Source organism: Micromonospora sp. RB23 (assembly GCF_053585025.1).
Genome location: NZ_CM132111.1, coordinates 2,360,154 through 2,385,368 on the forward strand (window position 1 = coordinate 2,360,154; position 25,215 = coordinate 2,385,368).

Genomic DNA, 25,215 nt, shown 5'->3' on the forward strand with positions numbered 1-25,215 from the left:
GGCAACTCCCTGGCGAAGACCCTGCCGCCTGCCGGCCACGGGTCGGTCCGTGACCGGCGGTGGTGGAAAGACGATGGTCGAGGAGGTGACCGACGTGCCGTCGTTGGTCGCCGATTACTGCCTGTGTATCACCGATGACTGGTTTGCGTCCACCTGGTGTAACGTCGCATTTCCGCAGGTCAGGGCCACTGAGGGCGGGCGGCCGGGCGGCCTGCGGCAACCCGGCCGCCCCTTGACCGCTCGTTACATTCAGTGTCGGATATCCAACTCCTCCTGTGCGCGCAGGGCGCGTACCACGACCGCCGGGGCCTCCTCGGCCATGAAGTGCCCGCAGGTGACCGTCTGGTGCGCGAGGTCCGGCGCCCAGGCCCGCCACACGGCCGCCGCGTCGTAGCCGAGAGCGGCCCCCCAGTCCTGCTGAAGCACGGTCACCGGCATCCGCAGCCGGTTACCGGCCGCCCGGTCGGCCTCGTCGTGGGCGACGTCGATCCCGGCGGACGCCCGGTAGTCGGCGACGATCGAGGTCACCGCCTCGCGCGACGCGCGCAGGTATTCGGCGCGCACGTCGGCCGGCAACGCGTCCGGGTCCCGGGTCCAGACGTCGAGGAAGTGGCCGAAGAACGCGTCCGGACTCCCGCCGATCATCTTCTCGGGCAGGCCGGGCGGCTGCGCCATCAGGTACAGGTGGAAGGCGACGGCGGCGTCGACGCCGTGCAGCACGTCCCACATGTCCAGGGTCGGTAGCACGTCGAGCAGGGTGAGCCGGCTGATCGCCGCCGGGTGGTCGAGGCCGGCGCGGAACGCCACCAGGGCGCCCCGGTCGTGCCCCGCCAGGGCGAAGCGGTCATGGCCGAGCGCGCGGGCCAGCGCCACGACGTCGGCGGCCATGGTCCGCTTCGAGTACGCGGTGCCGTCGCTGTCCACGGGCTTGTCGCTCTCGCCGTAGCCGCGCAGGTCCGGGCAGATGACGGTGTGGTCGGCGGCGAGGTCGGCCGCGACGTGCCGCCACATGAGGTGGGTCTGCGGAAAACCGTGCAGAAGCACGATCGGCGGCCCGGAGCCGCCCACGGCGGCGCTGAGCGTCACGCCGTCGGCGACGGTGACGCGCTGGTAGTCGAATCCGTTGATCCTCGGCTGCACGGGTGAGCCTTCCTGGTGAGCGGTTCGGCGCGGGAGTTCCCGTCGCCGTCGTACGTAATCGAGCCTGCGCGGGGGTGATCAGCGGACGGTCAGCGTCGAATCAGTGCGGGCTAGATTGAGGCCATGACCAGGCAGCCGACGGCACCATTGACGTTCGGCGTGCTCGGACCGGTGACCGCCACCGCCGGAGGTGCTCCGGTTCCGCTGCGGGGGCACCGGCAGCGCCTGGTGCTGGCCCGGTTGCTGATCGCCGGTGGCCGGGTGGTGCCGGTGGAACGTCTCGTCGACGATCTGTGGGAGGTTCCGCCGGAGCGCGCGGTGGGCGCGATCCGCACCTTCGTCGCCGACCTCCGCCGGGCGTTGGAGCCCGACCGGCCGCCCCGGCAGCCGTCTGGCCTCCTGGTCACCGAACCCTCGGGGTACGCGCTGCGGACCACCCCGGACGCGGTGGACGCCGACCGTTTCGAGGCGGCGGTCGGCGAGGCCGGTCGGCTCCTGACAGCGGAGCGGCCCGCGCCGGCCCTCGCGGCGCTGGACGCGGCGCTCGGGCTGTGGCGCGGGCCGGCGTACGCGGACTGCGTGGGCGAGGGCTGGGCCGTGGCGGAGGTCAACCGGCTGGACGAGCTGCGGCTGCTCGCCGTGGAACGGCGGGCCGAGGCGCTGCTCGCGTTGGGCCGGCCGGACGAGGCCGCCGCCGACCTGCCCGGCCACCTCGCCGCCCATCCGCTGCGGGAGGACGCCTGGCGAGTGCTCGCCCTGGCCCGCTACCGCGCCGGCCGACAGGGCGAGGCGTTGGCCGCGCTGCGCGAGGCCCGCGACGTCCTGGTGGCGGAGCTGGGGGTGGACCCGGGCCCCGAGCTGCGCCGGCTGGAGGCCGACATCCTCGCGCAGGCCCCACACCTCACCGACACCCCCACGGTTGCCGTTCCGGACCGGGCCGGCGTCGGTCCGGGCGGCGGGCCGGGGTCGCGGCGGCCGTTCGTGGGGCGGGACGCGGAGCGGGAGCGGCTGCGGCGTGCCGCCGAGGCCGCCACCCGTTCCGGACGGCCCACCCTCGCTCTGCTCAGCGGCGATCCGGGCGCCGGCAAGACGGCCCTGGCCGAGGCGCTGACGCGACAGTTGGCCGCCGAGGGCTGGACCACGGCGTGGGGCCGCAGCCCCGAGTACGAGGGCGCCCCGGCCGCCTGGCCGTGGACCCAGATCACCGAAGCGCTCACCGGCGCGGGCGTGCCGTTCTCCGCGGGCGGTGAATCGGTCCCTCCGGGCGGCGGTTCCGCCCCTGCGGACGCCGTGCCGCCCGACGGCGGTACGGCGGACGCCGACAGCGTCGGTGATCCCGCCGTGGCCCGGTTCCGCCGACACCGCGCGGTGGCGTCGGTGCTCTCCGCCGCCGCCGACCGGGGCCCGCTGCTGCTGGTCCTGGACGACCTGCACCGGGCCGACGGCGACACGTTGGATCTGCTCACCGCCCTGCTCGCCGGACCGCAACCCGCCACCGGGCCGGTGCTGGTCCTGGGCACGTACCGGGCCACCGAGATCACCGGGGGGTTGACCGCCGCCCTGGCTCGCGCTGCTGCGCTCGAACCCGTGCGGGAGTACCTCGCAGGACTGTCCCCGGAGGCCACCGGCGAACTGGCCCGCGCCGTCGCCGGGACGGAACTGGCTCCGAGCGCCGTCGCGCTGATCCACCGCCGTAGCGCGGGCAACCCGTTCTTCGTACGGGAGCTGGCCCAGTTGTACGCCGAGGCGGGCGGCGCGGCGCTGGAGGCGGTGCCGCCCGGGGTGCGCGACGTCATCCGGCACCGTCTCGCACAGCTGCCCCCACCAACCCGTACCGTGCTGCGGCAGGCGGCGGTGCTCGGCCGGGACGTCGACCCCGCCGTGCTCGGCGCGCTGACCGACGACCCGGCCGCGCTGCTGGACGCCGTCGACCGCGCGTTGCAGGCCGGCTTCCTGACCGAGCAGGCACCCGACGGGCGGCTACGGTTCACCCACATCCTGGTCCGCGACACGCTCTACGCCGACCTGTCCGCGTCGCGTCGCGCGGCCTGGCACGCCGCCGTGGCCGAGGTGTTGCAGCGGCACCAGCCCGTCGACCCCGCCGCGCTCGCCCACCACCTGCTGTCCGCCGGCGGGGCGACAGCCGCCCGACGCGCCGCCGACTACGCCCGTACGGCCGCCGAACGGGCCGAACGCGGCGGCAACCCGCACGAGGCCGCCCGGCTGTGGGCCCAGGTCATCGAGGCGTATGACCGGGCCGGCGGGACCGAGCGGCGTGCGCGGCTGACCGCGCTGCTCGGCCTCGGCCGCTCTCTGGCGGTGACGGGTCGGCTGGCCGAGGCGCGGGGTCACCGTGCGAAGGCGCTCGCGGACGCCGAGGCGCTCGGCGACGCCCGGCTGACCGCCGAGGTGCTGGCCGGCTTCGACGTACCGGCCATCTGGACCCGCAACGACGACGACCTGCTCTCCGAGCGGATCGTCCGCGCCGCCGAGCACGCCCTGACCGGCCTCGGCCCGACCAGCTCGGCGCACCGCAGTCGGTTGCTGAGCACCCTCGCGCTGGAACTGCGGGGCGTCACCGACGACCGTGGCCGCCGGGCCGCCGCCGAGGCCGAGCGGATCGCCCGGACCCTCGACGACCCCGGGCTGCTGGCCTTCGCGCTGAACGCGCGCTTCATGCACGCCTTCGACCGCGTCGGGCTGGCCGACACCCGGGCCCGGATCGGCGCCGAGCTGGTCGACCTCGCCGCCGGGCGGCACCTGGTGACCTTCGAGGTGCTGGGCCACCTCATCCTGCTCCAGGCGTGCTGCGCGCGGGCCGATCGGACCGGTGCGGACGAGCACGCGCGCGCCGCCGACCGTCTCGCGCAGCGCTACGAACTGCCGGTGGTCGGTGTCTTCACCGGCTGGTACGCGGCTCTACGCCAGGGGTGGGTCGGTGACCGGAGCGCGGCGGCGACCGCGTACCGGACCGTCGCCGGGCGGCTGCCGATCGACGGCATGCCGGGCCTGGCCCAGGGGCTGCTGCCGCTCGCCCTGCTCGGGCTGCGTCTGGCCGACGCCGTCGGCGACCCCGTGCCGCTCCCGGCCGGCGACGAGCCGGTCCCCGTCGGGCCGGTCGACGGTCTCGGCGACGAGGACTGGGCGGGGCTGGACTGGGGTCCGCACGAGCCGTGGGTCCGACCGCTGCTGCTCGCGCACGCCGGTGATCGCGGCGCCGCCGTGTCGGCGCTGCGTGCCCTGCCGGACGGGCCACACGACCTGCTGCGGGAGGTGCGACTGTGCCTGGTCGCCCGGGCGGCGCTCGCCGTGGACGACCGACCCACCATCGAGCGCGCCGCCGCGGCGCTCCGGCCGGCCGCCGCCGAGCTGGCCGCCGGCAGCGGCGTGCTCAGCGCCGGGCCGGTCGCCGGGCACCTCGCCGATCTCGCCGCGGCGCTGGGTAAGGACCAGGAGGCCGTGGCGCACCGCCGGACCGCCCGCCTGCTCACCGCGCGCGTCCGCGCCGCCGACCTCACCTGATCCGCGCCGCGCTCTCGGCTCGATCAGGGGGCGGCCGCACTCGCGCGGCCGGCGACTTGCCCGTTCCCCTGGAACAGGCCACCGGCGTGCGGTCAGATGGAACCACCGGCCTGCGCCGCCAATCGGGGATCTAGGGGGTACGCCGTGCAGGGGCTCGTCCTGATCGTCGTGCTGGGCGTCACCGTCCTGATCGGCACCACCCTCGGCGGCCGCTACCGGGTCGCGCCGCCGGTGCTGCTCATCGCGTTCGGAGTGCTGCTCGGGCTCGCGCCGCCACTGTCCGACGTGGTCCTGGAACCGGACCTGGTGCTGCTGATCTTCCTGCCGGCGATCCTCTACCGGGAGAGCCTGACCATCAGCCTGCGGGAGATCCGGGCCAACCTGCCGGTGATCGGGCTGCTCGCCGTGGTGCTCGTGGTCCTCACCATGATCACCGTCTCTTTCACCGCGCAGGCGTTCGGCGTGAACCCCGCCGCCGCCTGGGTGCTCGGCGCGGTCCTCGCGCCGACCGACGCCGCCGCGGTCACCGGCCTGGCCAAGCGGCTGCCCCGAAAGCTCCTCACCACCCTGCACGCGGAGAGCCTGATCAACGACGGCACCGCCCTGGTGATCTTCGCGGTGACGGTGGGCCTGCTCACCCAGAGCGCGGAGCCGGGGGCGCTGGGCATCGGCGAGGAGTTCGTCGGGGCCAGCCTCGGCGGCCTGGTCGCCGGTCTGCTGGTGGGCGTCATCGTGGTGTTGATCCGCAAGCGGCTCGACGATCCGCTGCGCGAGGGCGCGCTGAGCGTCCTGACGCCGTTCGCCGCCTTCCTGCTCGCCAGCGCGGTGCACGCCAGTGGCGTGCTGGCCGTCGTGGTCTCGGGTCTGGTGCTCGCGTACGCCGGCCCACGGGTGATCCGCGCCCGCTCCCGGGTGCTGGCGTACGCGTTCTGGGACCTGTCCACCTTCCTCATCAACGGTGGCCTGTTCGTGCTGCTCGGCACCCAGATCCCCCGGGCGGTGCGCGGCATCGTCAGCACCTCGCCCCCGAGGGCCGTGCTGATCGTGCTCGCGGTGACGCTCGCCGTGGTGCTCACCCGGTTGGGCTTCGTCTACCTGACGTCGCAGTCGAGGCGGCTACTGCGTCGTCGGATGGCGGAGCAGGAGGGCGGCACGCCGACTTGGCGGGTCGGCACGGTCGCGGGCTGGTCCGGTTTCCGGGGCGCCGTGTCGCTCGCCGCCGCGCTGGCCGTGCCGACGATGACGGTCTCCGGTCGCCCGGTGGTCGAGCGAGATCTGATCATCTTCGTCACGGCGCTGGTGATCGTCCTGATCATGCTGGTGCAGGGCACCACGCTGCCGCTGGTGGTGCGCTGGGCGGGGCTGTCCGGCGACCCCGAGCGGGTCGACGAGGCCCGACACGCCCGACGGCGGGCCACCCAGGCCGGCCTGGACGCCCTGCCCGGGGTCGCCGAGGAGGTGGGGGCCGAGGAGGAGGCCGTACGCCGGCTGCGGGCCGAGTACCAGCGACACCTGGCCGACCTCGACGAGACCGGCGGTCGGACCGCCCAGGAACGCAAGCTGGAGCTTCGGCTGCGTCTCGGCGTCCTCGCCCACAAGCGACGGGAGCTGACGCGGCTGCGCGACAGTCGGGAGATCGACGACCTGGTGCTCCTGGAGCTCCAGTCGGCGCTGGACAACGAGGAGATCCGGCTGCTGGGCCGCGGCCCGAACGAGTGACCGGCGGCGGTGCCCCCTGACGGATTGGTGACATGGGCTCGGCCAGGTTCGGGGCATGAGGGCAGGTCGCTGGCGGGTACGGTGAAGGTCGTTTCGGCGTTCGTCGATGTGCTCGGTCGGTGAGGGGGTGCCCATGACCACCGGTGCGAGCGCGGCCGAGCTACGGGTGGTCACCGAGCGGCAGTTCCTCGACGAGGTGGCTACGGTCACCCGCGAGCGTGTCGCCACCCAGTTCCTCTATCTGATGGCGCAGGAGGATGCCGTCGTCGGCGTCCAGTGGGAACAGCCCGGGGTGGACCACCTCCGGCGCTACCGGGTCCGCGACACCTGCCCGCACTGCGCCGTCCTCGCCGCGGTGGTGACGCTCGCGCCCGTGCTGCCACTGGACGTGCTGCGGGCCGGGCGCACCCGGCCGCAGTACGAGACGGTCCTGCGTACCGGCCGGCTGCCCCACCTGGCGTTCGCCCGTCCGGCGGGGCCAGCCGGCGCGAGCTGGCTGGGCGACTGCCACGCGGTCGACGGTGACCCGCACTCCGACGCCGACTGCCCGAGGCACGCCGTGCCCCCACCCAGCGGCGACCCGTTGGCGGTGCGCCTCGGGTCGCTTCCCCGGGCCGTACGGGAGCTGTATCCGCACGACGGCGCGGCGACCGCCGACCTGGCGCAGCGGCTACGGATCGCCCAGGACTGGCGCGCGGACGCGCAGGCCGTGGCGAGCGGCATCCGCGAGGCGGCGGCGACCTGGGCTTTTCTGCGTCACTCCTGCGTGTTGGGCGTGCCGGTGCCCGGCGCCAACGGTCTCGTGCTCACCGTGGCGCCGGGTCGTGCCTCCGACGATCGGCCGCTCGGCGAGCTGCACGCCGAGACGGTACGCGCCCTGCCCTCCGGCGGCCCGGTGCCATACCAGGAGCTGGCCTGCCTGCTGCCCGAGCCGGCATCGACGACGCAGCGCATGCCGACGTACGCCGGCGCGGTGGACCTGACCGTCGCCGCGCCGGTACGGACGCTGCGGTTGCCGACGCCGCGCCGGCCGCTGAGCACCACCGGCCGGGGTGTGCTGCTGCTCTACGAGGCCCGGCATGCCATGGGCCGGCACGTGGCGAGCGCGCCGGTGCGCGACAGCGCGTACTGGGATTCCGAGGCGGCGTTGCACGTCTTCGAGTTCACCCTGTTGGAACGGGTCGCCGGGCGGCACTACCAGGAGGCGGTGGCCGCCTACCTCCAGGCGTTGCGGCGGGAGGGCGATCTCCTTGCCCGCCCGCAGAAGGTGCTCGACCGGCGTCGGCGCAAGGCGCTGTCGCTCGCGTTCGGCGGGCTGGACGACGAGGAGCTGCACCTGTGGGCGTCGGTCGCCTACCGCAACGCCATCCTGGAACTGCTCGGCGACCTGAAGGCGTTCGCCGCGCACCTGCGCCACCAGGCCGGCTGAGCGCGCCGGCTCAGAGCACCTGGGCGAGGAAACGACGCAGCCGGGGATGCTCGGCCCCCTCGAAGATCCGCTCCGGCGGGCCGGCCTCCAGCACCACGCCGCGGTCCATGAAGGCCACGGTGTCGGCGACCTGCCGGGCGAAGCCCATCTCGTGGGTGACCACGACCATGGTCATCCCGGCGGCGGACAGGTCGGCCATCACCCCGAGCACCCCCTTGACCAGCTCCGGGTCGAGCGCCGAGGTGGCCTCGTCGAAGAGCATCACCTCGGGTCGCAGCGCCAGGGCCCGGGCGATCGCCACCCGCTGCTGCTGACCGCCGGAGAGCTGCGAGGGCCGGGCGTCGGCCTTGCCGGCCAGCCCCACCAGCTCCAACTGCGCCCGCGCGACCTGGACCGCCTCGTCCTGTCCGAGCTTGCGCAGTCGGCGTAGCGCCAGCGTGACGTTGCGCAGCACGCTCATGTGCGGGAAGAGGTTGAACTGCTGGAACACCATGCCGACCCGCTGGCGTAGCGCGTCCGGGTCGTCCCGCAGCACGCTGCGTCCGTCCAGCAGCACGTCGCCACGGTCGGGCTCGATGAGTCGGTTGAGCGTACGCAGCAGAGTGGACTTGCCCGAACCGGAGGGTCCGATCACACAGGCCGTCGCGCCGCGGGGCACGGTCAGGTCGACGCCGCGCAGCACGCGGTTCGCTCCGAAGGCCAGGTGGATGTCCTGTGCCCGCAGGCTGACCGAGGTGGTCGTGGCGGCGGTCATCGCCGGTCTCCTTCCGTGGTCGCGGTCAAGGCGGGCTCGTCGTCCTCGTCCGGCGCGACGGTGGTCCGGCCGTCGCGCAGCCGCCGGTCGATCCAGTTGACGAGGTGTGTCAGCGGGACGGTCAACGCCAGGTAGAACAGGCCAGCCAGCAGCAGCGCGGACTCGTTTCCGGTGGTGGCCGCGTAGTCCTGCCCGATGCGGAACAGCTCCCGCTGGCTGGCCACCAGGCCGAGGAAGTAGACCAGGCTGGAGTCCTTGATCAGCGCGATGAGCTGGTTGACCCAGGCGGGCAGCACCCGCCGGATGCCCTGCGGGATGATCACCAGCCGCATCGCGTCGGCCCAGGAGAAGCCGAGGGCCCGCGCGCCCTCCAACTGGGCTGCCTCCACGGACTGGATGCCGGCGCGGAAGATCTCCCCGATGTACGCGGCGGCGATCAGCGACAGCGCGAGGATGCCCAGCGGGTACGGGTCCGGCCCCCACACCCGCATGCCCAGCGGCGCCAGTCCGACGCCGATCAGCAGGATCGTCGCCGCGGCCGGCAGTCCCCGGAACACGTCGGTGTAGACGCGCGCCGGCCACCGCAGCCACCGACTACGGGAGATGCCGGCCACGGCCAGCAGCAGACCCAGCACCGTGCCGAGCAGGGCGGCGGAAACCGCCAGGATCAGCGTGTTGGGCAGCCCGACGGTCAGCATCTCGGGCAGCGCCTCGCGCATCGCGTCGACGTCGAAGAACGTCTCCCACAGGGTGCTCAACGGATCCATCGTTCGCCTCTCCTACCGCCCCGTCCGCTCGTCAACTCGGATCGCTCAGGACGACGTCGACGCGGACGCCGACGGCAGCGTGGACCCGGACGCCGCCGGTGCCGCCGCCTTGCCGCTGCCCGGGGTGAAGTCGGCCGGGATCGGGCGGCCCGGGTAGTACTGGGCCTGCAACCGGCTCCACGTGCCGTCGGCGATCACCTCGTCGAGGCCCTTGTTCAGCGCCTCGCGCAGCTTGTCGCTGCCCTTGGCGACGGCGTACGCGGTCGGTGCCGGGCTGAGCTGCTTGGCCGCCACGGTGATCTTGCCGTTGCTGTCGGCGGCGGACTTCTCGCCGATCTCCGCCGGGGCGATCCACGCGTCGGCCGTGCCCGCCTTGAGCTGGTTGATCGCGCCGTTGTAGTCCGGTACGCGGACCGGGCCGAGCTGCTTGCCGGTGGCGTAGTCGTCCTGGACGGTGCCCTGTACCACCACGACACGCTTGCCGGCGAGCTGGTCGAAACCGGTGATGGGGGAGCCGGCCGGCACGTCCAGCCCGAAGTAGCCGAAGTCGTACCCGTTGCCGAAGTCGACGGTCTTCTTGCGCGCCTCGGTGATGGTGATCGAGGAGCTGCCGACGTCGAACTTGTGGTTGTTGACCTGGGACAGCAGCGCGGAGAAGTCGGTGCCGACGAACTCCACCCGCAGACCGAGCTTGCCGGCCACGGCGGTCAGCAGGTCGTTGTCGAAGCCGGTGAACTTACCGTCCTTGAGGTACACGTTCGGCGGTGCGTCGGTCAGGGTGCCGGCCCGCAACACGCCGGCCTGCGCCAGGCCGTACGGGTTGCCGCCGCCGCCCGCCGACCCGCCGCCGTCCCCGCCACCGCAAGCGCTCAACGCGCCAAGAGCAACGGCGGCAGCCGCAAATACCTTGAATGCAGAAAAAATTCGCACAGCCAGCTCCAAAAGGGATGCGTCGACCTCGTCGATCATGAAGTTGGCGCCGCGACACGCCGGCCGGGCGGGCAGCAACTTCATGATCGACGCGAGAGGTCGCGTGGTGGGTGGGTGCCCTCAGGGGGCGGGTGGGACGGGGTGGGGAGGGTCAGCGCTTCAGGCGGCGGTACACGCCGCGCTGCGCATTCGCATCAGGTCCACGTGGCGACGCCGGGTCAGGGCCGGGGTACGCCGGCTGGCCGGTGGCGTCGGGCTGAGGATGTGCATGCGGTCTCCCGGGTCTTGTTGCTGACCTGGGTGCCAGGCCACGCTTGCACCGACGTCCCGCCGGTGCCTGGTCTTCACCCGGGGCACCCCACCGCGGAGGAGGGTTGCCGGCCAGCGAGCCGGGGCTTCGCGCTGGCGCTCATGACCTGCGCCGAGGCTAGCAGCAGCGACCGGTCCCTCGTCCAGCCGATATGACCACGCTCACCGACGGTGACCGGCGCTCGGCGAGCGGGTCAACCGGCGTGCACGTGGGGTCGGCGCGTCCGGTCCGGCTCCTGGCGGCGCAGGATCTCCCGGGTCACCGAGGCGATCTCGCCCTGCCCGAACGCCAGGTAGCGCAGCACGTTGCGGGCCGGGCCGCCCTCGGTCCACTCGAAGTAGATGTGGGGGCGTCGCGCACTACGGTCGCGGATCTCCAGTAAGAGCGCGGCCAGCGCGTTGGGCACCGAGGAGCTGGCCAGGCTGAGCACCGGGAAGCGGTCGTGCGCCACGCTGCCGCGTACCGGCAACTCCGTCTCGAAGTCCGACGGGTCGGTGACCCGGACTTCCACGAAGATCACGTCGCTGTCGTCGGGGAAGTCATTGTCCGCCATGGTCTGGGCCAGCTTGTCGCGGTACTCCGTCAGGTCGCGGCGCTCCGGCTCGTGCGCAATCAGGCGGATCCGGCGTCCGGCGCGCTCGTCGATCAACGCGGTCGCGACCTCGTCGAGGTCGACGCGGTCGACCCGCAGCTCGAACGCCCGCAGCAGCCGCGACAGCGCCGACACCAGGATCATCGCGCCGATGAAGCAGGCCGCGATCTTCACACCGTCGGGCCGCTCCGCCACGTTCGCCACGGTGGTGTAGACGAACACCACCGCGATGGCCCCGAACGCGACCGTGCGGCCCCGTTGCCGTCGCCGCCGCGCCGCGAGGGTCACGGCCGTCGCCGCCGAGGTGATCAACACCAGAACTCCGGTCGCGTACGCGCCGCCCTGGGCGTCGACGCTGGCGGAGAAGACGACCGTGATCAGGAACGCCACCCCGGTGAACACCAGCACCAGCGGCCGGACCGCGCGGGCCCACGTCGGCGCCATGCCGTAGCGGGGCAGATACCGGGGTACGAGGTTGAGCAGCCCGGCCATCGCGGACGCGCCCGCGAACCACAGGATCGCGATGGTGGAGATGTCGTAGACGGTGCCGAAAACTCCGCCCAGGTGCTGGTGCGCCAGGTAGGCCAGCGCCCGGCCGTTGGCGGCCCCGCCCGGCTGGAACGCCTCCGGCGGGATCAGCACGGTGGTGGTGACGCTGCTGGTGATCAGGAAGACGCTCATCGTCGCGGCGGCGGTGGTGAGCAGCCGTCGCGCGCCCCGGATGCGGCCCAGCGGCCGGTCCTCCGAGTCCTGGCGGTCTCCCCGGATGTGCGGCATCACCGCCACCCCGGTCTCGAAACCGGACAGGCCCAGCGCCAGCTTCGGGAACACCAACAGGGACAGCGCGACGACCATCAGCGGGTCGCCGTGCCCGGTACGCAGCGCGGTGCCCCAGTTCCCGACCGCGTCCGGGTCGCTCACCACCCGCCACAGCGCGTCGCCGATCACCACCGCGTTCAGCGACAGGTAGACCGCCACCAGCACGACGGCGATCCCGATGGCCTCGCCGAAACCCTTGAGGAACACCGCGCCGAGCAGCGCCACCAGCAGCAGCGTGAGGACGACCTCGTGACCCTTGAACCCGCCGGGCACGAACGGGTTCTCGTCGATGTGGGCTGTGGCGTCGGCCGCGGACAGGGTGATGGTGATGATGAAGTCGGTGGCCGCGAAGCCCAGCAGCACCAGCACGAACAGCTTGCCCGGCCAGTAGCTGAGCAGGCGTACGAGCATCGCGATCGAGCCCTCGCCGTGCGGGCTCTCCACCGCCACCCGACGGTAGACCGGTAGCGCGCCCAGCAGGGTCACCAGCACCAGCACCAGGGTCGCCACCGGCGAGAGCGCTCCGGCGGCCAGCGCCGCGATACCCGGCTGGTAGCCCAGCGTCGAGAAGTAGTCCACGCCGGTCAGGCACATCACCTTCCACCACGGGTGGTGCCGGTCCTCCTGTGGCCGGACGTGCAGGCCCTGCGGCGCGGGCTGCCGCGACGCGTCGGCGAGCAGCCACCTGCGGAACCGGTCGGTCCGCCGGCCGGCGCGCCTGTCCACCTCCACCGGCGTCACCCCCGTCCCGCCCATGGTCACCGCGAGTATCCGTCGTCCGGTGGACGTCCGTCCGGCGGTGTGCCGAACCCGCCCGCCGGGAGCGCCGGACCGGCGGCGCGTCGGGGTTTCGGGCCCAGGGCACGGGGGAAACAGCGCCCCCGTCCCGACCCCGGGCCGGGCAGCGCCGGGAGGGGAGCGGGCTCGTGGTCGGTGGCCGCCGCTTCCGCCGGGGGGACGGCTTCGGCCGACAGCTCGACGAACACGAGACGCGGGTCGGGGCGGTCACGCCGGAGCAGCCGGGGAGCGCGTCCGCGGGCGGCCTGGTGGACAGCGCCGTCTATGTCCAAGGACACCGGTTCGCCTCACCGGCCGGTCTCGCCGAGACGTACGCCTGCCTCCAGTCGCAGGACCACGCGATGGCCTGGATCGGCCTGTACCGGCCCGACATCGACCAGGTCTCCTCGCTGGCGCGCGAGTTCCGTCTGCACGACCTGGCCGTGGAGGACGCGATCAACGCCCACCAGCGGCCCAAGCTGGAACGGTACGGGGACACCCTTTTCGTGGTGCTGCGCGCCGCCCGCTACGACGACCTGCGGGAGGAGGTGGAGTTCTCCGAGCTGCACCTGTTCATCGGGCCCGGCTTCGTGGTCACGGTCCGGCACGGGGAGGCGCCCGACCTGGCCGCCGTACGACGCCGCATGGAGGCCGACGCGCCGATGCTCGCCCGGGGCCCCGAGGCGGTGCTGTACGCGGTCCTGGACCAGGTCGTGGACGGGTACGCGCCGGTGGTCGCGGGCCTGGAGAACGACATCGACGAGATCGAGACCCAGGTGTTCGGTGGCGACCCGAACGCCAGCCGGCGCATCTACGGGCTCAGCCGGGAGGTCATCGAGTTCCAGCGGGCCGCCCGCCCGCTGCTCGGCATGCTCGACGCCCTGGCTGCCGGCGCCGGCAGCTACGGCGCCGACGAGGAGCTGCGCCGCTACCTGCGGGACGTCACCGACCACCTCACCCAGGTGGTGGAGCGGGTGGACGGGTTCCGGCACCTGCTACAGAACATCCTCACCGTCAACGCCACGCTGGTCTCGCAGCAGCAGAACGAGGAGATGCGCAGCCTCACGGCGGCCAGCTACGCGCAGAACGAGGAGCTGAAGAAGGTCTCCTCGTGGGCCGCGATCCTGTTCGCCCCCACCTTGATCGGCACGGTGTACGGGATGAACTTCGTGCACATGCCCGAACTGAACTGGCGCTTCGGCTACCTGTTCGCGCTGCTGCTCATGGTGCTGGTCTGCGGCACGCTCTTCCTGGTCTTCAAGCGCCGCGGCTGGCTGTGAACGACGCTCACTCGATGCCGCGCAGGATGTGCCGCTCGTCCTCGAGGTCGTCGTCGCCGGCGCCGATGCGCCCGAGCAGCACCGCGGCGGCCCAGATGGTCAGCGGGGTGGCGGCGCCGGTCATGCCACCTCCGGTGCGGTCGTGCTTGGTCTGGCTCCGCTCGCTCCGCGGTGGCCTGCGCTGAGCCTGCATGGGCCCTGCCTCTCCTCGTCGAAGCCGCCGCGGGCGGCGCGGTGTGCCCCGCGCGCCCGGCCGGGCGACCCGCTCGTGCGGGTCGCCACCGGTACGGCATCCACGTCGAACCATCCCACGTCGGGCCGCGTCCGCACCCCCGGTTTTCGGTTTCCCGACTGACGCCCGCCAAACCGGACAAAACCTCCCGCCACGCGATGGCGTGTATCTGACGAATCGGTTTGGCGACGGTCGATGCCCTTCATCGGGCCCATCGCCTCTGACACTCTGCAATCGCCAGGTGACGCAGTGGATGGGGTGGATCGAGGACCATGACGAAGCGTTGGTTGATCACGGGGTGTTCGAGCGGGCTCGGTCAGGCTCTCGCGGCCCGGCTCGCGGCCGAGGGCGAGCAGGTGGTGGCGACGGCCCGGCGGTCGGAGACCCTTGACGGTCTGGTGGCCCGGCATCCGGACAACGTGCTGGCCGTCGCCCTGGACGTACGGGACCCGGAGCAGTGCGCGGCAGCGGTCGAGCGGGCGGTGAACGCCTTCGGCGGCATCGACGTCCTGGTCAACAACGCGGCCTACGGACAGTTCGGCACCTTCGAGGAGGTGTCCGACGCGGAGATCGCCGCGCAGTTCGACACCAACGTGTTCGGGCCGTGGCGGCTCACCCGCGCGGTGCTGCCGGTGTGGCGGGCGCAGGGCGGCGGGCATGCCGTCTTCGTCAGCTCGGTCTCCGGCACGGTGCCCTTCCCGGGGCTCGCCGCGTACACGGCGAGCAAGTTCGCGGTGGAGGGGGCGGCCGAGTCGCTGGCCGCCGAGGCCGGCCACCTCGGGGTCAAGGTGACCATCCTGCAACCGGGCGGGTTCGCGACCGACTACAGCGCCAATCTGGTGATGCCGGCGAACCGCATCTCGGACTACCTGCCGGTCAGCGAGGGCATCCTCGGCGCGCTCCAGGGCATGAACACGACGGCGGAGTTCAACTCCCCCGAGCTCTTCGCCGACGTGGTCTGGCGGCTCGGGCAGATGGACTCACCGCCCCTGCGGCTGCCGGTGGGGCCCGACTCGGAGGCGTTTCTGGAGCCCGCCTACGACGCCCGACGCAGCGAGTACGACCAGGTGATCAAGGCGGGCCACCACACCCTCACCTGAGCGGCCGGCGGACGCCTACCGACCGGTGGACCGACAGTGCCTAGGGCAGCGGCTGGGCGATGCCACGGGCGTGGTCGGTGAGCGCCGCGCCGACCACGGTCGCCGCCAGCGGCAGCACCTCCAGACAGCGGCGCACCGCGGCGGCCATCAGCGTGTTCGGCACACGCATCGACAGCGTGCAGTGCGGCACCCAGCGTCCCGGCTGGTAGTGCTCGACCAGCCCGATGCCGGCGGCGGCGAGCCGGCCGTGCACCAGACGGTGATGCGCCAGCAGCTCCGCCGTCGGCGTCGGGCCGAGCCAGAGCACCCGGCCGACGAACTGCCCGGCGTGCTGGAAGTCGAGGCGCAGCGGGGCTGCCACGACTGTTCCGCGCAGCGCCTCGGCGACCTGCTCGGGGTCGAAGCGGGGCGCCACCGCGAGCGACACGTGCGGGCGGTGGCGTTGCTCCAGCAGGGAGCGCATGCTCTGCACACCCTCCGCCTCCAGGGCGTCCCACAGCACCCGGATGCGCCGGGTGGCGTCCGGGTCCAGATACAGCTCCAGCGCCGCGACCACGTGATCACGGTAGCGGCCGGGGTCCGGCCGTCGGTGGGCGGCGGTACGGTGATCCAGAACCCACCAGGAGGCGTACCCGTGGACGTGAGTGACCTGCTGACCGAGACGTACGACCGGCTGCCCGACCTCGTCCGCACGGCGGTCGAGGGCCTCACGCCGGAGCAGCTGCGCTGGGCGCCCGGCGAGGGCGCCAACTCGATCGGCTGGCTGGTGTGGCACCTGACCCGCGTCCAGGACCACCACGTCGCCGACCTGCTCGACACCGAGCAGATCTGGACCAGCGGCGACTGGCCGGGGCGGTTCGGGCTCGTCGCCGACCCGCACGACACCGGCTACGGACACACGCCCGCCCAGGTCGCGGGCGTACGGCCGGAGAGCGCGCAGGCGCTGATCGACTACTACGGCGCGGTTTCGGCGCGTACCCGATCGTTCCTCGCCGGCCTGCGCCCGGCGGACCTGGACCGCATCGTCGACGAGTCGTGGGACCCGCCGGTCAGCCTCGGCGTGCGGCTGGTCAGCATCGCCGACGACGACGCGCAACACGCCGGCCAGGCCGCCTACGTCCGCGGCCTGCTCGAGCGCGGCTGACGCCCTGCGCCCGCCGGGCTCACGGCACGATCACGGCCCGGCCTTCGAGCGTCCCGTCGCGCATCTGGCGGTACGCGTCGAGGGCGCCCTCCAGCGCGAACGTGGTGATCCTCGGGCGGACCAGGCCCCGGGCGCCGAGGTCCAGCACCTCCACCAGCTCGTTCCGGCTTCCCCAGTAGGTGGTCGCGATGTTCACCTCGTACGGCACGGAGAAGAACGAGACCGGCAGGGTGCCGCCGCCGATGCCCACGATCGTCAGATCACCCACGGTGCGGGCCACCGCCGCGGCGAGCGTCAGGGTGGCGTCGCTGCCGACGAAGTCCAGCACCACGTCGGCGCCCCGCCCGCCGGTGGCCCGCCGGATCTCCTTGGTTGCCTCGGGCCCCGGGGTCACCGTCTGGTCGGCGCCGTACTCCCGCGCCAGGTCCAGCGCCTCGGCGCGGGTGTCCACGGCGATGACCCGGGCGGCCGTCGTCGCCTTGAGGATCTGCACGCCCAGGTGTCCCAGCCCACCAACGCCGATCACGACGGCGGTGCTGCCCGGCGACAGTTTCGGCCAGCTCCGTCGGATGGCGTGGTACGGGGTGAGACCAGCGTCGGTGAGCGGCGCGGCGTGCACCGGGTCGAGCCCGTCGGGCAGCGGCACGAGGTGCCGCGCGTCCGGGACCAGCAGGTACTCGGCCATCCCACCGTCCAGGCCCAGCCCGCCGCCGCCGCCCGGCACGGGCGAGCCGGCCGGGTCCTCGCAGTACGGGTCGATGCCGACGCGGCACCGGGCGCAGGTGCCGCATCCCCACGAGCCGAACACGGCCACGGGTTGCCCCACCGTCAACCCGGACACCCCGTCGCCGAGCGTGTGCACCCACCCGGCATTCTCGTGCCCGAGCGTGAACGGCGGATTCCAGGGCATCGCGCCCGGCTCGAACTCGTCCATCAGGTGCAGATCCGAGTGACAGGCGCCCGCGCCGCCGATCTTCACGACCACCTGGCCGGGACCGGGCGTGGGCTCGGCGACCTCGACCAGCTCCGGTGTCGACTTCCACTCCCGCAGCCGCAGCGCCCGCATGTCGGTCCCTTCGCCGGTGTCCTCGCGCCGGTGGCTGCCCAGCGCCCACCACACCAAACGTTGATCGTGGCACGGTGGTTCACCCGTTCAGGGTGAAGCGCTCTCACCCCGCCGCGAGGAATTCTGCGGGGATGCGGGAGGGGATGTGATGGGCACGACGGCGACGAGCTACCTGGAGCATCTGGACACGGACCGGCCTTTCGACCTGCCCGAGACGACCACCGGGACCCTACGGCTGGACCTGCGCGACGACGGGCACACCGAGCACTGGTACCTGACCGTGGCGGACCAGCACATCCGGGTCAGCCGCTCGTCCGACGACGCGGACCTGGTCGTCCGCGCGCCGCGTGCGGTCTTCGACGAGCTGGCCAGCGGCGACCTGCCCCCGGGTACGGCGCTGCTGCGCAACGAGCTGACTCTGCGGGGCGACATGCGGCTGCTGCTGGTGCTGCGACGCGTCCTACCGGGCCCGAGGGGCGCCCGACACCCGCGCGAGCTGGGGCGGGCCGCCTTGGCCCGGCGGAGCGCGCCGGCCGGGCAGGCGGCGGTCAGCGGGCGGGACGAGCGGCCATGAGGCAGGAACTCGTGCACGTCCTCGCCGGCAACGTGTTCGCCATCAGCGACGCCCAGGGTGACGTCGAGGTGGATCCGCAGGCGCCCGTCGGGCTCTTCGCGTTCGACACGCGCTTCCTCTCGCACTGGGTGCTCACCGTCGACGGGGAGCGGATCAACGCCCTCTCCCGCGACGACATGACGTACTTCGAGACCCGCTTCTTCCTGGTGCCCGGCGCCGCGAGCCACTACGTCGACGCCGACGTGTCGATCATCCGGCACCGTTCGGTCCACGAGTGCTTCCACGAGAAGCTCACCGTGCTCAACCACTCGCCGCAGCCGGCCGAACTCACCATCCGCATGGAGATGGGCAGCGACTTCGCCGACATCTCGGAGATCGGGAACCTGCGGCGGCGGGACGTACGGGTCGACGTCGACTCCGCGCGCCAACGGCTCACCCTGCGCTACGAGCGGCAGCGGTTCGTCCGCGAGACGACGATCAGCAGCACCGCCGCGGTCGACGTCGACGAGGGTGGGATGACGTTCCGGATCCGCGTCGCACCGCACGGGCAGTGGGAGACCGACCTGCACGTCGTCCTGACCGTCGTCGGGGAGGGCGGTCAGGACATGCGGGAGAGCCTTCAGGCGCACCAGCAGGCCGTCCGCACCGGAATGCGGGAGGATCTGGCGGCCTGGCTGGACCGGGCGCCGCGGTTGGTGGCCGAGCGCGACGGCCTGGAGGAGATGTACCGGGGGAGCCTCGCCGACCTGGCCGCGCTGCGATACCGGCCGCTGTCGACCGCCGAGCGCGTGCCGGTCGCCGGCCTCCCGTGGTCGATGGCCTTCGTGGGACGGGACAGCATCATCACCTGCCTGGAGACGCTGGCGTTCACCCCGGAGTTGACGCCGGCCACGCTGCGGATGCTGGCCCTGCTCCAGGGCGGCCACCTCGACGACGAACGCGAGGAGGAGCCCGGCAAGATCGTGGCCGAGCTCCGCTACGGCGAGTCGAGCGTCTTCGGCGAGCGACCGAGCGCGGTGTACTACGCCGCCGCGGACATCACCCCGCTGTTCGTGGTGCTGCTCGACGAGTACGAGCGCTGGTCCGGCGACGCCCAGCTCGTCCGCGAGCTACGCCAACCGGCCCGGATGGCGCTGGACTGGATCGACGAGTTCGGCGACATGACCGGGGACGGCTACGTGCGCTACCAGCGCCGCAACGAGAGCGTCGGCGCGGTCAACCAGTCCTGGAAGGACTCCACGGACGCGATCATCGACGCGGACGGACGGCTGCCCGATTTCCCCCGCGCCACCTGCGAGGTGCAGGGTTACGCGTACGACGCGAAGCGGCGCGGCGCCCGGCTGGCCCGCGAGTTCTGGGGCGACCCGGAATACGCCGACCGCCTCGATGAGGAGGCCGCGGCGCTCAAGGAGCGGTTCAACCGGGACTTCTGGCTCCCGCACCGGGAGTACTACGCGCTGGCGCTCGACCCGTACGGCGAGCCGGTCGACGCCCTGTCCTCGAACATCGGGCACCTGCTGTGGAGCGGGATCGTGGCGGACGATCGGGCCGAGGCGGTCGCCGAGCACCTGGTGGGACCACGGCTCTTCAACGGCTGGGGCGTACGGACGTACGCCGCCGGTCAGCGCCCGTACAACCCGGTGGGGTCACACCTGGGGGCGGTGTGGCCGTCGGACAACGCCCTGATCGCCGCCGGGCTACGGCACTACCGGTTCGACACGCACGCGGCCCGGATCGCGAACGGCATCTTCGACCTGGCCCAGACGCTCGGCGGGGCGGTACCGGAGGTGATCGCCGGCTACGAGCGGAGTCTGACGAAGTATCCGGTCCAGTTGCCCTCGGCCGGCCGGCCGCAGTCGTGGTCCTCGGGAGCTCTGCTGATGTTGCTCGGCACCCTGCTGGGTCTGCGCCCCACCGGTGAGGACCTGCTGGTCAGGCCCGCCCTGCCGGCGGGTTTCGGCCGCGTCGACCTGCTCGGCGTTCCCGGGCGCTGGGGCCGCACCGACGCGTACGCCGGCGAGCGCTCCTCCCGGCCGGTCAGGCCCCCGACGTCTCCGTTCCGGTCCTGACGTCAGCAACCGTCGCGTCTTCTCCCACGGGCGCCTCCCGCTGGGCCGGCGGAGAGCGGTGGCCGTGCGCCTGGACGTGGCGGAAGCCCCGCACGGCGTGACCCAGACCGGCCAGTTCGCCGGGCCGGGCGGCGGCGCGGACCGCCGTCAGCAGCAGCACAACCGGACGTGTTCTGGTGGACTCGTCGACGGGGAGACCACCGAGCAGCAGCTCGGCGGTCTCACTGTCTATCCGGTCCGCGTTCATCTCGTGTCCCTCAGCGCCGCCCCGTCGGGCGATGTCACATCCGCCAACGCGGGGAGACGAGGAACACGACGTGAACGCGGACCGCGGGCCGCCGGACCGGGGCTCAGCCCATGGTCTTGGCCCCGTCGATCGCCTCCCGCAGGATGTCGGCGTGCCCGGCGTGCTGGGAGGTCTCGGCGATCAGGTGCAGCAGCACGCGACGCACCGTCCAACTCGCGCCCGGCTCGAACCAGGGCGCCTGCGGCAGCGGATGGGCCGTGTCCAGATCGAGGGTGGCGATCAACTCGTCGGTGCGGGCGGCCACCGCCTGGAACCGCTCGACCAGCCCGGCCAGGGTCTCGTCCGGGGTCATCCGGAACTGGCCGACCCAGTCGATCTCGGCCCGCTGCATCTCCTCGGCGCCACCCACGGCGAACAACATCCACCGCTCCTCGGTGCTCGCGACGTGCTTGATCAGCCCACCAGGGCAGAGCTCGCTCACGGTGCTGCGGGTGGCGGCCTGCTCGTCGGTCAGACCGTCGACGGTCTGCAGGAGGAAGCCCCGGTGCCGGCGCAGCGTCTGCAACAGGTCGGCCCGTTCCCCGGTGAGCTGCGCAGTGCTGGTCATGGTGGCGCCCTTTCCTCGAAGTCCGTCGGCCAGCAGCCTAGGACCGCACACCGACACTTCCAGATCGGACACGCCCTGAGGGCATCGGGCGTCAGCGGTTGCCGATCGGGGTGCGGGACTGTCCACTGAATGACATGGGTGTCATCAAGGTGGGCACGTCGTCCTGGGCCGACCAGTCGCTGCTGCGTTCCGGCTGGTATCCCCGCTCGGCCAACACGCCGGCCGGCCGGCTGGCCTTCTACGCCGGCCGGTTTCCGCTCGTCGAAGTGGACACCTCCTACTACGCCGTCCCGGTCCCGGAGACGACACAGGGCTGGGTCGACGCGACACCCGACGACTTCACGTTCGACGTCAAGGCGTTCAGCCTCTTCACCGGGCATCCCACGCCGGTCGCCGCGCTGCCGCGCGACCTGCGACCGGCCGGCGGCCCCGGCCGGGTCCGCCGTCGCGACCTGCCCGAGCAGGCGTACGACGAGCTGTGGGTCCGTTTCCGGGCGGCCCTGGCCCCGATCGCGGCCGCCGGCAAGTTGGGCACCGTGCTCCTGCAGTTTCCGCCCTGGCTGGCCCGTGGGGCCGCCGCCGAGCGACGCATCGTGGAGTTGGCGCGGCGGTGCCGGCCGTGGCGCGTGGCGGTGGAGCTGCGGCACGGGTCCTGGTTCGACGGCGCCGCCACCGCCGCGACCCTGGACCTGCTGCGCGCGCACGACCTCTCACTGGTCTGCGTGGACATGCCGCAGGGACATCCGTCGTCGGTGCCGCCGATCCTGGCGCGCACGGCGGAGCCGGCGATCGTCCGTTTCCACGGTCACAGCGACGCGTGGCGCGACGGGGACAAGCAGGACAAGTTCCGCTACGCGTACGCCGAGCAGGAACTGCGCGACTGGGCGGAACGGCTGTCCGGGCTCGCCGCGGACGTCGACGACCTGCACGTGCTGTTCAACAACTGCTGCGCCGGGCAGGCTCAGCGCGACGCCACCCGCCTGGCGCAACTGCTCGCCGAGACCATGCTCGGCGAGATGCGGGCACCCCTCGGGCCGCGTCGGCCGTCCGACGGTCAGACCGTCGCGGCGTCGCCCGGCTGAGCGGCCGTCGCCCGCGTGCACCCCGTCCGGGCACGCGGGCAGCGCCCCTGCTCAGGAGCGTCGACCCCGGCTGCGCAACGCGTCCTGGGACCGCTCGTTGATGTCCGCGTCGTCGGGGAAGGTCCGCCCGCTGGGCGCCGGATCGGGCGGCGCGCCCGGCCCCGCCATCGTGGTGCGGGTGGGCTCGACCGAGCCGAAGCCGTGCCGTCCGGCCGGACCGCTGCGCCCGGCGGGAGAGCCCGCGCGCCGTTCACCGCGCCGCCCCTCGGGCACCGCCGTCTCCTCGCTGCCCTCGTCCAGCGGCGAGTCGTCACCGGTGCCCCAGGGCGCGTCGGCGTCGAAGTCGTCGCCGGTTCCCCACGGTTTGGTCGCCTCCGGTTCGAGGCGGTCACCGCCGCGTCCCTCGTGTGCCGTCATGGCCACCTCGCTCGGTCGGTCCGCCGCTGTTGACGGACGGGTTGCCCGTCCCCGGGCCCGGTCCTGCCCACCCGTCGCCGCGAGCGCCCGGGTGGGCACGTCGGGCCGGCCGGCGTCCCGCCGTCGACGGTCCGACGGGACGCCGGCCGGCCCGACGCTCAGCGTCCGGCCATCGCCATCTGCCGCTTGCCCATCCCCATGCCCATCTTGGCCAGGCCCGCCGGCGCGCTCCGCATCCCGCCGGTACGGCTGAGGATGCCGCGCAGCACCTGACCGGGCTTCTGCTGCTCACCCATGTACGCGGTCACCACGACAAGCGACCCGGTCAGCGCCGGGATCGCCCACTGGAGCAGCTTCATCTGTCGCTGCGACGAGGCGACGCTGGCCGGCGTCTGGTGGTTGGGCTCGGTGGCGCCGCTCACCGGCGGTCCGCCCGCCTTCTCCAACCGCATGCCGACCAGCCGGCTGTAGCCGGTGACCGCGAGCGCGCCGATCGTCAACGCGGTTTTCAGGGCGCTGGCCCTGCCCACTCCGCGCTGGGCCGCCACCCGCGGGCTCTCGGTGACCAGTTCGCCGACCGCGCCGGCGAGGTGCGCGCCGATCGCGGCCGCGTTGACCGGTGTCCACTTGGACCAGCCGGCCGACGCCACCGGGAGTCGCTGGGTCGAGTCGTTGATTTTCGCCGCTGCCCCGTTGACGCCGAAGGCACCCATGAGGGAGCCGCCGAACCAGGCCGCCAGACCCAGATCGTGCATCGAGCGCAGTGCGGTGTGTCGTTCGGACATGTGATCCCCTTCCGCCGTGTCGGGCGACGCGGCTTACCCGCCGCTCGGACGGCTAACCCCGTCGTTGCCCGGTCGTTCCCCGCGACGGGGACATCCGGGCCTCGCGGTCGCGAAGCGCCCGCGGCAGGAGTCGTCCGCGCGTCAACGGGTAGATCCCGTCGACGCTGACCGAGAGGGGAACGACATGTCGCAGCCGGACGAGGTCCGCGAGAAGACCCCCAAGACCGACGCGGTGCTCATGCACCCGGACAACGACCCGCACCGCAGCACCGCCGAGGTCCCGCCGCGCAAGGACCACGCGCCGATCGAGGTGGAGCGCGACGGCGACCTGACGCCGCTGGACCAGGAGGACTAGGGCCTGTTCCACAAGGGCGGACTCCGCCGCAGGCCGGCCGGCTCTTCTGAAACAGGCCCTGGGCGGACACGACGGAGGCCCCGCCGGGTGGCGGGGCCTCCGGTGGTGAAACCGGTCAGGAGACCGAGATCGTCCCGTTGGTGGCGCGGACACACGACACCGCGCGGGCGGCGGTGACGGCGGCGCCGGCGAGGCACTGGCCGAGCACCTGGTGCCCGGTGGCGTTCGGGTGCCACGACTCCTGGCACGTCTGGAAATAGCTGACGCAGGTGTTGGCGATCCGCTGAATAGCGATCTTGTCCTTGCCGGCGAGGCTGGTCACGAAGGTGCCCGTCGCGCCGTCCTGGAGCCGGATCGGGGTGGCCAGCGCGCCGGTCGGGCTGGACGTCGTCTCGCACAGCCGTGCGCCGTCGAAGGCCCGCTGCACGTTCAGGTAGACCAGGTCGTCGTTGGGGAACTCGGCGGCCAGGGTGTCCCGGGTGGACTTCACGATGCCGCCGAGGCCCTGGGAGAAGCGGTGCCCCGGGGCGAGGCTGGCCCGGTGGATCGGGCAGCCGGCCGCGTACCGCTCGGCGCCGAGGTCACGGAACTTGTCCCGGGTGTCGTCGCGGCCGTCCTCCTCGTGGAATGCCGCGTTCAGGTCCAGCGGCAGCGGGTTCGTGTAGTCCTGGAACACCACCCGGTGCTGCCCGTCCGCGTCCACCTGGTCGAGGGTGGTCAGGATCTGGCGTACGGCGGCGGTGGTCTCGGCGGTCGCGGCGCTGAGCTGCGCGGCGGTGGCCAGGTCCTCGTCGCTGCACGGCTTCTGCTCCACCGGCCCGTTCAGGTACGCCCAGAACTCCCACCACCCGGTCCAGGCGTCGGCGATGAACCGGTTGGCGCACGTCTCCGCGACGCTGCCGAAGGTGAACGAGCTGTTGTTGGAACCCAGGCCGATCAGCACCAGGTCGATGTCCTGGGTCTGCGCGACGGCACGCAGTTGGTCGAGCTGCGCGGCCACCGTGCGGCCGTTGGCCCGTGCCTGGGACGCGTTGGCGATGTCGTGCGGCTGACCGCCGGAGCAGGCCAGGTTGAACCGGTTCTGGATGCCCGGCAGGTTCGCCTGGTTCAGCGAGGCGTTCGCCGACCGGTGGCAGAAGAACGCGTTGTTGTTCGGCGCCGTCCAGCCGGGGAAGCCCTGGGTGACCCCGTTGACGTCGACCACCGGGTTGTACGACCCGGCGCCCTCCCCGCTGATGAAGCTGTCGCCGAGCGCCACGGCGGCGGTGGGCAACGCGGCGGTCGCGGGGGCGGGCAGCGCGACGGCGGTCGACAGCGCTGCCGTGACGATCGTGAGTGCCGCGGCGAGCGCGGTACGGCGGAACCTGGGCATGGGGCCCCCATCCATCGAAAGATGAAAGATTCTCTGAGAGCGCGATCAGATCACCCCTGTGCAACGGGCGTCAATGGCCCGTAACGGAATCTTTCGACGATCGACACGTGGGTTGCGGCGCGCAGC

At 72.9% G+C, this 25,215-nt stretch carries 22 protein-coding genes and 1 riboswitch; of the genes, 10 read left to right on the forward strand and 12 right to left on the reverse strand.

Translation table 11 applies throughout. The annotated features are described in order from the left end of the window. Positions 1–249: 249 nt before the first annotated feature. Complete coding sequence (locus tag ACTFTM_RS10850; protein WP_449565669.1) at positions 250–1,140, reverse strand: alpha/beta fold hydrolase; 891 nt, start codon at positions 1,138–1,140, stop codon at positions 250–252. A 123-nt stretch (positions 1,141–1,263) separates the two neighbouring features. Here ACTFTM_RS10850 and ACTFTM_RS10855 point away from each other — a divergent pair, with 123 nt between their 5' ends. From ACTFTM_RS10855 to ACTFTM_RS10865, 3 genes are all read left to right on the forward strand, one after another. Further along, positions 1,264–4,662 carry a BTAD domain-containing putative transcriptional regulator gene (locus ACTFTM_RS10855; protein ID WP_449565670.1) on the forward strand — a complete coding sequence of 1,133 codons (3,399 nt, stop codon included), beginning with the start codon at positions 1,264–1,266 and terminating at the stop codon, positions 4,660–4,662. Between the two features lie 144 nt (positions 4,663–4,806). Further along, positions 4,807–6,381: a Na+/H+ antiporter gene (locus tag ACTFTM_RS10860; RefSeq protein WP_449565671.1), complete on the forward strand. Its 1,575-nt coding sequence runs from the start codon at positions 4,807–4,809 to the stop codon at positions 6,379–6,381. Positions 6,382–6,514: 133 nt separating this feature from the next. Next, positions 6,515–7,810: a hypothetical protein gene (locus tag ACTFTM_RS10865; protein ID WP_449565672.1), complete on the forward strand. Its 1,296-nt coding sequence runs from the start codon at positions 6,515–6,517 to the stop codon at positions 7,808–7,810. Positions 7,811–7,820: 10 nt separating this feature from the next. Here the strand turns inward: ACTFTM_RS10865 and ACTFTM_RS10870 are convergent, their stop codons facing one another. From ACTFTM_RS10870 to ACTFTM_RS10885, 4 genes are all read right to left on the reverse strand, one after another. Beyond that, complete coding sequence (locus tag ACTFTM_RS10870) at positions 7,821–8,564, reverse strand: amino acid ABC transporter ATP-binding protein (protein WP_449565673.1); 744 nt, start codon at positions 8,562–8,564, stop codon at positions 7,821–7,823. Further along, on the reverse strand, positions 8,561–9,331 hold the full coding sequence (locus ACTFTM_RS10875) for an amino acid ABC transporter permease (protein ID WP_449565674.1): 771 nt from the start codon (positions 9,329–9,331) through the stop codon (positions 8,561–8,563). The genes ACTFTM_RS10870 and ACTFTM_RS10875 overlap by 4 nt, the downstream gene beginning before the upstream one ends. Positions 9,332–9,376: 45 nt before the next feature. Further along, positions 9,377–10,204, reverse strand: a complete 828-nt coding sequence (locus tag ACTFTM_RS10880; protein WP_449565675.1) for an ABC transporter substrate-binding protein — start codon at positions 10,202–10,204, stop codon at positions 9,377–9,379. Between the two features lie 362 nt (positions 10,205–10,566). After that, positions 10,567–10,678: riboswitch (SAM riboswitch) on the reverse strand. Positions 10,679–10,764: 86 nt separating this feature from the next. Then, the gene (locus ACTFTM_RS10885) at positions 10,765–12,738 is read right to left on the reverse strand and encodes an amino acid transporter (RefSeq protein WP_449566601.1); all 1,974 of its coding nucleotides are present in this window, start codon (positions 12,736–12,738) and stop codon (positions 10,765–10,767) included. A 170-nt stretch (positions 12,739–12,908) separates the two neighbouring features. Between ACTFTM_RS10885 and corA the strand changes: the two genes are divergently transcribed. Together corA and ACTFTM_RS10895 are read left to right on the forward strand one after the other, a co-directional pair. Continuing rightward, complete coding sequence (corA, locus tag ACTFTM_RS10890) at positions 12,909–14,039, forward strand: magnesium/cobalt transporter CorA (RefSeq protein WP_449565676.1); 1,131 nt, start codon at positions 12,909–12,911, stop codon at positions 14,037–14,039. A 504-nt stretch (positions 14,040–14,543) separates the two neighbouring features. After that, the gene (locus tag ACTFTM_RS10895; protein WP_449565677.1) at positions 14,544–15,371 is read left to right on the forward strand and encodes an SDR family oxidoreductase; all 828 of its coding nucleotides are present in this window, start codon (positions 14,544–14,546) and stop codon (positions 15,369–15,371) included. A gap of 40 nt (positions 15,372–15,411) precedes the next feature. Here ACTFTM_RS10895 and ACTFTM_RS10900 read toward each other — a convergent pair whose 3' ends face one another. Then, the gene (locus tag ACTFTM_RS10900) at positions 15,412–15,927 is read right to left on the reverse strand and encodes a 2'-5' RNA ligase family protein (protein WP_449565678.1); all 516 of its coding nucleotides are present in this window, start codon (positions 15,925–15,927) and stop codon (positions 15,412–15,414) included. 78 nt (positions 15,928–16,005) lie between these two features. Here ACTFTM_RS10900 and ACTFTM_RS10905 point away from each other — a divergent pair, with 78 nt between their 5' ends. Beyond that, the gene (locus tag ACTFTM_RS10905) at positions 16,006–16,515 is read left to right on the forward strand and encodes a mycothiol transferase (RefSeq protein WP_449565679.1); all 510 of its coding nucleotides are present in this window, start codon (positions 16,006–16,008) and stop codon (positions 16,513–16,515) included. A gap of 19 nt (positions 16,516–16,534) precedes the next feature. On the opposite strand, the gene ACTFTM_RS10910 is transcribed toward ACTFTM_RS10905, so the two are convergent. Further along, positions 16,535–17,635: an NAD(P)-dependent alcohol dehydrogenase gene (locus tag ACTFTM_RS10910; protein WP_449566602.1), complete on the reverse strand. Its 1,101-nt coding sequence runs from the start codon at positions 17,633–17,635 to the stop codon at positions 16,535–16,537. Positions 17,636–17,729: 94 nt separating this feature from the next. Here ACTFTM_RS10910 and ACTFTM_RS10915 point away from each other — a divergent pair, with 94 nt between their 5' ends. Beyond that, positions 17,730–18,155, forward strand: a complete 426-nt coding sequence (locus ACTFTM_RS10915; RefSeq protein WP_449565680.1) for an SCP2 sterol-binding domain-containing protein — start codon at positions 17,730–17,732, stop codon at positions 18,153–18,155. Beyond that, the gene (locus ACTFTM_RS10920) at positions 18,152–20,224 is read left to right on the forward strand and encodes an amylo-alpha-1,6-glucosidase (protein ID WP_449565681.1); all 2,073 of its coding nucleotides are present in this window, start codon (positions 18,152–18,154) and stop codon (positions 20,222–20,224) included. Before ACTFTM_RS10915 ends, ACTFTM_RS10920 begins: the two co-directional genes overlap by 4 nt. Here ACTFTM_RS10920 and ACTFTM_RS10925 read toward each other — a convergent pair. Continuing rightward, positions 20,193–20,471, reverse strand: a complete 279-nt coding sequence (locus tag ACTFTM_RS10925) for a hypothetical protein (RefSeq protein WP_449565682.1) — start codon at positions 20,469–20,471, stop codon at positions 20,193–20,195. The genes ACTFTM_RS10920 and ACTFTM_RS10925 overlap by 32 nt on opposite strands. Positions 20,472–20,574: 103 nt before the next feature. Then, positions 20,575–21,078: a DinB family protein gene (locus ACTFTM_RS10930; RefSeq protein WP_449565683.1), complete on the reverse strand. Its 504-nt coding sequence runs from the start codon at positions 21,076–21,078 to the stop codon at positions 20,575–20,577. 134 nt (positions 21,079–21,212) lie between these two features. Here ACTFTM_RS10930 and ACTFTM_RS10935 point away from each other — a divergent pair, with 134 nt between their 5' ends. Continuing rightward, positions 21,213–22,160, forward strand: coding sequence for a DUF72 domain-containing protein (locus ACTFTM_RS10935; RefSeq protein WP_449565684.1), 948 nt, complete (start codon positions 21,213–21,215; stop codon positions 22,158–22,160). Positions 22,161–22,211: 51 nt separating this feature from the next. On the opposite strand, the gene ACTFTM_RS10940 is transcribed toward ACTFTM_RS10935, so the two are convergent. Continuing rightward, on the reverse strand, positions 22,212–22,577 hold the full coding sequence (locus ACTFTM_RS10940) for a hypothetical protein (RefSeq protein WP_449565685.1): 366 nt from the start codon (positions 22,575–22,577) through the stop codon (positions 22,212–22,214). A gap of 158 nt (positions 22,578–22,735) precedes the next feature. Continuing rightward, positions 22,736–23,362, reverse strand: coding sequence for a hypothetical protein (locus tag ACTFTM_RS10945; protein ID WP_449565686.1), 627 nt, complete (start codon positions 23,360–23,362; stop codon positions 22,736–22,738). A 184-nt stretch (positions 23,363–23,546) separates the two neighbouring features. Between ACTFTM_RS10945 and ACTFTM_RS10950 the strand changes: the two genes are divergently transcribed. Continuing rightward, a complete protein-coding gene (locus tag ACTFTM_RS10950; protein ID WP_449565687.1) occupies positions 23,547–23,717 on the forward strand; it encodes a hypothetical protein in 171 nt (56 codons plus the stop codon). A gap of 115 nt (positions 23,718–23,832) precedes the next feature. Here ACTFTM_RS10950 and ACTFTM_RS10955 read toward each other — a convergent pair whose 3' ends face one another. Next, a complete protein-coding gene (locus tag ACTFTM_RS10955; RefSeq protein ID WP_449565688.1) occupies positions 23,833–25,089 on the reverse strand; it encodes a hypothetical protein in 1,257 nt (418 codons plus the stop codon). Positions 25,090–25,215: the final 126 nt, after the last annotated feature.

What these genes read in the sequence shown, in the direction of transcription:
- ACTFTM_RS10870 (WP_449565673.1), bottom strand. Translation starts at nt 8,564, where the DNA reads ATGACCGCCGCCACGACCACCTCGGTCAGCCTGCGGGCACAGGACATC.
- ACTFTM_RS10945 (WP_449565686.1), bottom strand. Translation starts at nt 23,362, where the DNA reads ATGTCCGAACGACACACCGCACTGCGCTCGATGCACGATCTGGGTCTG.
- ACTFTM_RS10920 (WP_449565681.1), top strand. Translation starts at nt 18,152, where the DNA reads ATGAGGCAGGAACTCGTGCACGTCCTCGCCGGCAACGTGTTCGCCATC.
- ACTFTM_RS10955 (WP_449565688.1), bottom strand. Translation starts at nt 25,089, where the DNA reads ATGCCCAGGTTCCGCCGTACCGCGCTCGCCGCGGCACTCACGATCGTC.
- ACTFTM_RS10885 (WP_449566601.1), bottom strand. Translation starts at nt 12,738, where the DNA reads ATGGGCGGGACGGGGGTGACGCCGGTGGAGGTGGACAGGCGCGCCGGC.
- ACTFTM_RS10925 (WP_449565682.1), bottom strand. Translation starts at nt 20,471, where the DNA reads ATGAACGCGGACCGGATAGACAGTGAGACCGCCGAGCTGCTGCTCGGT.
- ACTFTM_RS10915 (WP_449565680.1), top strand. Translation starts at nt 17,730, where the DNA reads ATGGGCACGACGGCGACGAGCTACCTGGAGCATCTGGACACGGACCGG.
- ACTFTM_RS10940 (WP_449565685.1), bottom strand. Translation starts at nt 22,577, where the DNA reads ATGACGGCACACGAGGGACGCGGCGGTGACCGCCTCGAACCGGAGGCG.
- ACTFTM_RS10895 (WP_449565677.1), top strand. Translation starts at nt 14,544, where the DNA reads ATGACGAAGCGTTGGTTGATCACGGGGTGTTCGAGCGGGCTCGGTCAG.
- ACTFTM_RS10935 (WP_449565684.1), top strand. Translation starts at nt 21,213, where the DNA reads ATGGGTGTCATCAAGGTGGGCACGTCGTCCTGGGCCGACCAGTCGCTG.
- ACTFTM_RS10855 (WP_449565670.1), top strand. Translation starts at nt 1,264, where the DNA reads ATGACCAGGCAGCCGACGGCACCATTGACGTTCGGCGTGCTCGGACCG.
- ACTFTM_RS10865 (WP_449565672.1), top strand. Translation starts at nt 6,515, where the DNA reads ATGACCACCGGTGCGAGCGCGGCCGAGCTACGGGTGGTCACCGAGCGG.
- ACTFTM_RS10875 (WP_449565674.1), bottom strand. Translation starts at nt 9,331, where the DNA reads ATGGATCCGTTGAGCACCCTGTGGGAGACGTTCTTCGACGTCGACGCG.
- ACTFTM_RS10950 (WP_449565687.1), top strand. Translation starts at nt 23,547, where the DNA reads ATGTCGCAGCCGGACGAGGTCCGCGAGAAGACCCCCAAGACCGACGCG.
- ACTFTM_RS10930 (WP_449565683.1), bottom strand. Translation starts at nt 21,078, where the DNA reads ATGACCAGCACTGCGCAGCTCACCGGGGAACGGGCCGACCTGTTGCAG.